Raw genomic sequence first — 8,479 nt, 5'->3', positions numbered from 1 at the left:
GCCGCGCCGCCACCGGCGACGATGCCCTCCTCGATCGCCGCGCGGGTCGCCGAGATGGCGTCCTCAAGGCGGTGCTTCTTCTCCTTCAGCTCCACGTCGCGGGCGATGGTGACACCGTCGTTGGTGATGGTCGGCGCGCCGAACTTCTTGTCGATGACGACGTTGCGGCCGCGCGGGCCGATCGTCACCTTGACGGCGTCCGCGAGAGCGTTGACGCCGCGCTCAAGAGCCCGGCGAGCGTCCTCCTCGAATTCCAGGATCTTCGCCATGCGGACGCAAGGTGGGTTCGGTACGTCGTTACCGAGCCCGTGCCCCACTCACCGATCGCGGCGGCGACCGTTGTCGTAGGTGAGGACGAATCGGCTGTGAGTCTTGTCGATGATGGTGCCATGCAGATCATGGTCCGGCGTGCTTGCCGGGTAGACGACCAATTGGGGCTTGCGCTGGTCGCGGTGGACCGACCAGGCGCGTACCTCGGCGCAGAAGTGTTCGGCCAGGTAGACAGCGGCGGGACCGTGTCCGTGCGCGCCCAACTCCCACCGCACGGCAGAGCCGGTTTCGCGGCGGCGAGAGGCTAGATAGGCCAGTGAATCGCCATCGACCAAGACCGGTGAGCGGCCCGCTTGAATCGGATCGCACACCTCGGCTGGGATGTCGGCGGGTGCGTTGATCCTGCACACGCGCGGGTCAGTGACGGTCAGCCGTAGCCATACGCCGTCGTAAGGCTCGTCCCCAGCCACCGTGATCCCGGACCATACGGTGCTGCGCGGCTCCCCCAACACCCCGTGCAACGCCTCGGGGACAACAACCTGATCGCGGTCCCAATGCAGCTTGATCGCTTCATCATGGGTGATCGGCCCGGAAAGTTCCCCCTCATCGTCACCGACGAGGTAGACGAATCCGCTGAGCTCGTTGGAGTCGCAGACCAGCCGCCCATTGGTGTAGGTGAACGCAACACCGCGTGATTGCCCGCGCCAGCGCAGCGGAGCGACCAACCGCGCACCGGGGGCAAGCTGTTCCCACCAGGCACGCGGAATGTCCCACGGCGAGACCGTGGCGATCACGCGATCGTACGGCGCGTGCTCGGGCACCCCGGCCGCGCCGTCTCCGGTGAAGACCCGTACTCCGTCGTATCCGGCTGCCGTCAATGCGCGGGACGCCTGCGCCGTCACCTCGGCGTCTATGTCGATGGTGACGACGTTGGAGGCGTCACCGGCCAACTCGGCGAGCAGCGAGGCGTTGTAGCCGGTTCCGGCCCCGATCTCCAGGATGCGGTTTCCATGCCGGACATCGAGCTGGTCGAGCATCATCGCGACCACGAATGGCGCGGACGCGCACGACAACGACGCGCCATCGGAGAACCGATGGGTGATCACCGCCTGATAAGGGTTGTACGCGTCGTCCGGGCTCGCTTCGGGCACGAACTCATGCCGGGGCGTACTTCGCAGAACGCGCTCGACCTCTGGGCGCTGGGCAAAGCCCATCTTCCGGACCTTCTCGATCATGGTTGCGCGCAAGGCGTCGGCTGCGGCGGTGTTGGTGTCCATCGTGTCCTTTCTAGTCGTTGAGCAGGAGACACGCGTCCCACCGCGTGATAGGTGGTGCATTGGTGCTCGCGGCGTGCTGGGCCAGCAGTACGCCGGTCTCCCCAACCAACAATCCGCGCTCGTGCGGCGGCTGGCGAAGTAGCGAGACGGCGAGGCCGTCCAGCAGACGGGGCACGACAGCGCGGATGCGCTCATCATGCGCGCCCATCCTCCACACAGTCTGAACGAGTCCGGCCCAGCCGTGACACAGCGACACATCGTTGAGCTGAGAGAGCTGAGCCTCGTCGGTCACGCACCATATGAGGGCAGCCTCAGCGAGCCGTTGCCGCGATGGGTCGCCAAGCGCGAGCCCCGCGAGCTGCTGGGCCCGCGCGATGCCGGGAGTTCCGTAACACCAGCTCGGCCGGTACGGGCCAGGTGATCGGGTCGTGCCATGGTCGTGTTCAGCGCGGCTGATCGCCCCCGGCCACCAGATACGAGGTGGTTCGCCTGAGCGCCAACGGTCCAGCCACCGGCATATCCGCCGCATGGCGTCGGCGTGCCCATCAGCGGAGACACCTCGGCGCATCGCCAATGCCAGCAACGCCAGTGGGCCGCTGATGCCGTGCGCCATACCCAGGTTCCCGTGCCCGTGCCCCCACTTGGGGGCGGGACCAGCCGGGCCATCCAGCGCCCACCAGCCCGGCAGGTCATCGGGGCGTGGCTCGGTCAACCGCACCAGATAAGTAAGGACGTCGCGCAACAGCTCGCCTCCGCCGTGGCGGCGCAGCAGATACACGCCTAGTCCAGTGAGTCCAGCGATCAGATCGAATTCCCGCTTCGCGGGAAGCTCACCTCGATCGATGCGGCGATGCGCAGCCTCCAGCCTGGTATGAGTGATCGCTTCGACATGCCGGTCCAGCGTGGCCAGAGCGCGTGGCTGGCCGAGCGTGGCGAGGGTGAACGCGACCGCAGGAGCACCCTGGAACAGATTGGCCTCATCGGGGTGCGCCATGACCGGGCCAGCGACCATCTCGGCGAGCCATGGGCGGGCGTCTTCGCCTCGTTCTGCCGCTAACAAGGCCGCGCCTGCCGCGCCGTCAGACAACGACTGGGCGGTGATCATGCCGCTCCCCGTGACACGCGCGCCAGGTCGCGGCGGCCTGCCTGGCAAGCCGCAAGCACACAGCCTCACCTTCACGATCAACGCCGATAGCGCGGTTGTGGTGCATGTGCAACAACGAGTGAAGCACGGCGTCGATGTTCGTGCGTTCGGGCAACGCGCTTCGGTATCGGCCGAACGCATCCGCCCTCTGCTGGTGTGCACCGGCGATCTGTGGCCATCCGGGGACGTCGTGCAACAGTCGGCCGCGTGCCAGCCGACTCACCTGCTCAACGTCGGCCCGATCAGGTGTGGCCTTCGGCGTTTCCCTGCTCAACCACGTCGCAGCTTGGTCGCGGTCGCCCAGAAACGCAGTGGCCACGTCGAACATCGACAACGCAGTCACAACCACTGGCTTGGGTCCGCGGACGTGGGTCAGCAGGGCAAGCACGAATCGGGAATCCGCCACGAACACCGACTCGGCTTCCTCGATTGCCAGATAGCGGCCGGTCTCCGCGTAGTAGGTATCGAAGGCCGTCCGGTTCAACCGTCCATCGGTGCGCAACCGATCCGCCCATTCGGCCACCGCCGTGAGCACTCTACTGATGTCGTTGTCGACGTGGATGCGTAGCCGCAGATGATCGTCTTCCTGCTCTTCCCGCGCCTGCGGATAACGAACAAACCACCACGCCCGCTCACCCAAATCGTCCAGAAGCGTGGGCAGCTCGTTCACCAGGAGTGGGTTCATATGGTGTTCGCCTACGTACAGCTTGGCGTACAGCCAGGACGCGCCGGATGAACCAGGCACGTGCCCGTGATCGCGCCCGATAACGGGCAGCACTTCCACCCGCGGCCCCGGTACGGGCTTTCGTTGAGAGGTCATCGGAAACACGACCGTGTGCGCGCGGCCGCTACACCAGTTGTCGGCCTCGGGTTCGGGCGCTTCAACGAGTACGGCGTCATCGTTGGCCCGTAGGTGCCGGTACAAAACTTCGCGATGTGCGGGCACCTCAAGATCGAGCGGAAGATGCTGATCGAAGTCACGCAGCTCGACCCGCGCCGGGCATCGCCAAGTCTTCTGCCACTGGTTAAGAGCCTTATCCAATACCGTTACGTCGGAGGGAAGATCCGTGCGAGACAGCCGCCACCGTGCCGACGACAGAATCGCCCGCCCATAGCGCAGGCGGGGCCGAAACGGCAACATCTCGGCCGCACCCCAGTCGAACCCGATCCAACCGCCGTCGAGCGCTCGGGACAACTCCCCGATCAGGCGCGCGAGCGGCGGCTGCTGTTTGAGCGCGAGCGCGTGCAACACGACAGGTTCCACAACGCGGCGGAGCGACAGGCTCACCAGGTGCAAGCGTCGCGTGGTCGCCGTGACCGCCAGGTCGTCAACCTCGATCACCCCGGCATGCGCGTGCTCGCCGACCGAGATTACATCGGGCAGGTAGCGCGGAACGCGGGCGACGTTCTCAGCGCGGGGAAACGTCGGCGTGAACGACAACTGCACCGGTACCACATCTGCGGCTGTCGTCGGCACTTGCGCGAACACCGGCTCCAGCCCCGGCACGAGCGAGGTGAACCGCGACGTAAGTGTCCCGGCCGCGCGCCCCGGTACCAAGGTGAACGTGTAGTCACCGTGTTCAAGCGCTTCCAGTCTGGTCGCGTGAATACGTGCGCCGAGGTCAACATGCGGCGGGAGCGAATCGGGTTCACCCCCGGCGGCGAGCAAACGATCCACCATGGCATCGGTCAGCTCGATCTCGCGATCCCCGCGCGTGGTCGCCTCAGCGGCCAACGCGAACAACACCCGGTCCCGCTCGGAGAACACATGCCGCCCGCCCGCCTCCGGGCTTCCCGGATAGCCGCGCGGCAGCCCAAGCCCAGCGTTGGAGTCCACCACCGTCCGCAACGGCACCAGGGTCCCGGTGCCGTACCGATCGCAGAACGCGGCGAAGTACTCCCGCCATGGTCGGCTGCCGGTGTGCTCACGCGCCAGACGAGCCAGCATCCCGGCCGCGTGTTCCATCTCCCTCGCGACCGCGTGCGGAACCTGCACATGGGCGTCAAGGCGAAGGTCAACCGACAACGGAACCTGCGCAAGATCGCTGAACTGCCGCAGCCGGGCGACGATCGCCGTCCGCGCCTTCGCACTCGGATTGGCATTGTGCGCCGCGACCTCCTGGTGAATCTCACCCAGTTCACACACGAGCGAAGCGACCGGAAGACCCTCGACCTCCAGGCTCCGAACCTGATCCACAACGAATCCGAGGGGATCGGTGACGGTACTCGGAGCGCGAAGCGACGACACCAGGAAACCGTTGTTCAGCAACGAAATCAGCATCCGCGACGGTTCACCAGCGCCCGGAAAAGCATCAGCGAGAGCGTCAACCAACGCACCGAACCGCACCGGGACAGCAGCGGTATCCCGTACCAACGTGACCGCATCCGAACAGCGGATACTCACCACCTCCGCACCTGGCAGAGTCAACCTTCCGCAGCCTTCTTCCGCCATGTCGGTAAACACCACATCGAGCTGAGCCAGAAGCTCAAAGCACGCCTCCAAGCGCTCAACAACATGGCGCATCCACTGGCTATCGACCCGCACCACCGGCCGGTGACGCTCACCGAACCACGCAACCGCTGAACCCCCGACCGACGCAGAGCCGACCCCGGCGAACAACCCGAACGGTGTCGAACGCCCATAGCGCAGCACGTACCGAACCACAGCCGACGTCGCCCGCCGCACATCACGGCCCGACATGGCGGCACCGTGAAGAATCGCCCCAACCCGTGTCGCGAGAACCGGACTCGCGTGCCCCACCGCCTCAGCGATCGGCGGCCAAACATCGCCTAACCACATCACGCAATCCGCCTCGTCGGACAACACCGGCCAACGCGGCGGCTTCATATTTGTAGTAGACGCGCGCAGCAATCCGATTCCGTGGTGCCGGTAATCGAGCATTCCAACCTTCTTCGATAAAGCGGGGTAGTGGACCGAGCGCGCCAACGCCCGGCCCAACCCTTGTCACTGCTGCGAATTACACGCCGAGATCTCGCAGGTCGTCCCGCACCCGTCGTCGGTGTTGCATCCCATAGCCGAAGGCAGGACCCGCCCCGTCTCCACCCGCACGTCCAGGTCGAAGGCGTTCCGCACATCTAGGTCGAAGGCTTCTTTGGTCTCGATCGGGGTTGCGCTCATGAATCCTCATTTCTCCGTTGCTGATTGGAGGTCGGGGCTCGACGCTCTACCGACCGGAACTGACGCGAACCGGAGGGTCCATGGACCTGTACTCACCTCCTTTCCTCGGCGGAAGACGGGGCGCGGTGTCTGCCGCGCGGTTCTTGGAGGTTGCGCTCCTGGGGAATCCCCACAATTTCGTCCGCATTGGGGCTGGTGAGCGTATTCCCCGACCCGGGGCCTAGAAATCGAACGGGCCTCTAGGGACGCGCGGAGGGCCCGGCATCCCGACTCAGACCCCTATCGAGTCACGGGAAGTGCGAGCACCATCGCATCCATCATCGGCCCTTCTCCGCCGATGATGCCCACCTTGCGCCAACCCCATCGTTCGTACATCGCGTGCGCTGCCGACTCCGGGATGGCGGCCAGGGTCGCATTTTTTTCAGAACGCCCGCTGAGCAATTCGCCCAGGAGAGCCTTTCCCAACCCTCTTCCCTGATGAGCGCGCCCGACGTCCAACTCGATCACGGCGAACTTAGCGGCTTCCAAAATATTGTCCGGTGGATATTCGGCACCTGCCCACCATCTCCCAGAAGAAAAGGGAAGGCCAAAACTAAAGCCTGCCAAGGCGTGGTCAGCATGCACCGTGACCAACTCAAACCCAGGCCGACGAGCCTGGTCTTCGGTGCGGGCCATGAACTGAGCGCGACTGAACAAAGGGTCGTCGCGATACGTACCCTGGCTACGTACATCCAGGTACAAATCAGTTAAATCACCGAGCATGGCAAGGGCTTGGTCGCCCGTACGCCGGACAAATGTCGAGTCACTCATGATTTGATGGCTTTCTGGCTGGACTGGGCTGAGGTTGCCAAGAGCTCCTCGTAAGCCATGACGTCGCTCCGTCGCCGGGCTTCCAGCGATATTGGGCTCAGGACACGTCTGGCCAAATCCGTGACCATCGTCGTCCGATGTTCAGCCGGTACGACTTCATATATGGCCTGAGCTTCGGAGATTCCTGCTGTGATATCTCCGGCTTGAGTGCAGGCCAGCGCACGCATGAGCTTGACCTGGACCGGCGTCCGGTTGTCACTGGCGGGATAGATTTGCAATGCTCGCCGCGCATTGGTATCTGCTTTGGCGATATCTCCACCACAAGCGGAAACCCAGGTTTGAGTGTAGGCCAGTCGACTCACAGCCCAGCCAAACACAGAATTCGTCTCAGTAGTGACCTGACCGGGGAGGTCGCTAAAAATCTGTTCACATCGCGACAGTTCTCTTTCAGCTGCCTCGTTCATGCCTGCCAAGACCAGTGCTTGGGCCCGCCCGGTACTGACGTGCGCCAGTCCTGCGCAAGTATGTCCCTGGCCGAGTTCCATCGCGTCGTTCGCGTGTCTGATCAGGAGATGAGGCGAGCGCCGCTCATACAACCCATGGATGAGACGTTCGCCTCGCACCCACAGGCGGGTCTCCACGTCAGTCGAACTATCGCTGGCAGCCTGGGCGGTCTGCCACCAGTGGCGAGCTTCTCTCGTTTGGCCGAGGTTGCTCAGCGTCTTGCCCATGAGGCCAGCGAGTACACTGCCGATACGGCACCACTCTTTGTAGACCGGAGAATCCCTGTCGATATCCTTAGTAATCAGGCGAAGGGTCACCAGATCCACGGCGAGATCGGTGACGAAGCGTTCCGGCGGTGCGGCCATATAGGCGTAGCCGTGCTCGACGGCGGTCTCCTCCCAGTGGGCTATCTGCTGGCGTTCATCGCTTTCGAAGGTGCGCGCGATGCCGCTACGGATGCTCTCCAGCGCTTGACCCACCGGCGAGATACCAATGCCGAGAGCTGCGAGACTTTCTAGGAGTTCGCGGCGTTCCACGTCTTCCTCCTCTCCATGAGGAAGAGGGTCAAGTGTGGTCGGACGGCGGCCTGACCTGTCGACGTTTCCGAAGAGTTCGTCTTCTTCCATTCCGAAGGCCACCGTGTAGGTGGTACGCCAGTCGCGCGGGAAATGTATTCCCTGCTCCCACTGGCGTATCTGACGGTTGAGCGATTTGATGTTGCCGCCGGAAATTCCTGCCGCCATGAAGAGACGGCGCGCCATTTCGTACTTACTCCAGCCCCGAACCTCTCGCTCCGCCTGGAGCCGAATCGCCCATGCAGCCCGATCGTCGGTCACATCCGCAATCAGTTCTTCCAAGGCGTCTCGGGAGACCCTAATAGCCTCTGCGATCTTGGGGCGCACGTGCGGCTGCGGCTCGGATGTACCGCCCTCCCAGCGAGCAACAGTAGTGCGCTCGACTCCAAGATAAGCGGCAAGCGTCTCCTGTGTGTACCCAGCCGACCGGCGCGCCTGGGCAAAACGTCGACGCGCTAATTGGAGAGATTGGGGACTGCTTGGAGTGGCGGTCATAGCGTGCTCTTCCCTGCGGACGGGTCGCCTGCTGTGAGAGCCATGGTCTCAGTATCACCCGAGGCTCAGCGTTTGATGCCACCAACTTGCTACAGAGATGCCACAGGCGGGCACTACGGATGCGGCACTCGAGGAGTGCATCACCCACGGCGACGGCGTCATGTTCGTGCAGGATGCACATTCGGGCCCTAAAAGCACAAAAAAGGCGAGACCCCCGTCCGAACGGACGGGGGTCTGCCGACGATCTCCGGACGGGCGCGAGCCG

Annotated in this window: 7 protein-coding genes and 1 pseudogene; all 8 read right to left on the bottom strand. The window is 64.1% G+C overall.

The window, feature by feature from the left end:
- Positions 1 to 269 (bottom strand): TCP-1/cpn60 chaperonin family protein (locus tag ABD808_RS24220; protein ID WP_344900531.1); only part of this gene is annotated, 269 nt, incomplete at its 3' end.
- A gap of 48 nt (positions 270 to 317) precedes the next feature.
- Positions 318 to 1,547 carry a methyltransferase, FxLD system gene (gene fxlM / locus ABD808_RS24215; protein ID WP_344900529.1) on the bottom strand — a complete coding sequence of 410 codons (1,230 nt, stop codon included), beginning with the start codon at positions 1,545 to 1,547 and terminating at the stop codon, positions 318 to 320.
- Between the two features lie 10 nt (positions 1,548 to 1,557).
- Positions 1,558 to 2,652: a lanthionine synthetase C family protein gene (locus ABD808_RS24210; protein WP_344900527.1), complete on the bottom strand. Its 1,095-nt coding sequence runs from the start codon at positions 2,650 to 2,652 to the stop codon at positions 1,558 to 1,560.
- Positions 2,627 to 5,593 (bottom strand): lantibiotic dehydratase, encoded by a 2,967-nt coding sequence (locus tag ABD808_RS24205; RefSeq protein ID WP_344900525.1) that lies wholly within the window; start codon positions 5,591 to 5,593, stop codon positions 2,627 to 2,629. The genes ABD808_RS24210 and ABD808_RS24205 overlap by 26 nt, the downstream gene beginning before the upstream one ends.
- A gap of 63 nt (positions 5,594 to 5,656) precedes the next feature.
- On the bottom strand, positions 5,657 to 5,830 hold the full coding sequence (locus tag ABD808_RS24200; protein WP_344900523.1) for an FxLD family lanthipeptide: 174 nt from the start codon (positions 5,828 to 5,830) through the stop codon (positions 5,657 to 5,659).
- A 279-nt stretch (positions 5,831 to 6,109) separates the two neighbouring features.
- The gene (locus ABD808_RS24195; protein WP_344900521.1) at positions 6,110 to 6,640 is read right to left on the bottom strand and encodes a GNAT family N-acetyltransferase; all 531 of its coding nucleotides are present in this window, start codon (positions 6,638 to 6,640) and stop codon (positions 6,110 to 6,112) included.
- Positions 6,637 to 8,001 carry a hypothetical protein gene (locus ABD808_RS24190; protein WP_344900519.1) on the bottom strand — a complete coding sequence of 455 codons (1,365 nt, stop codon included), beginning with the start codon at positions 7,999 to 8,001 and terminating at the stop codon, positions 6,637 to 6,639. The genes ABD808_RS24195 and ABD808_RS24190 overlap by 4 nt, the downstream gene beginning before the upstream one ends.
- Positions 8,002 to 8,214: pseudogene (locus tag ABD808_RS38580) on the bottom strand (helix-turn-helix domain-containing protein); the annotation flags it as partial.
- Positions 8,215 to 8,479 lie beyond the last annotated feature (265 nt).

Origin of the sequence: Actinomadura meridiana, from assembly GCF_039537545.1 — a bacterium.
Lineage (GTDB): Bacteria > Actinomycetota > Actinomycetes > Streptosporangiales > Streptosporangiaceae > Spirillospora > Spirillospora meridiana.
The sequence above is the reverse complement of the archived record's forward strand: the minus strand, read 5'-3'. Positions and strand labels throughout refer to the sequence as shown.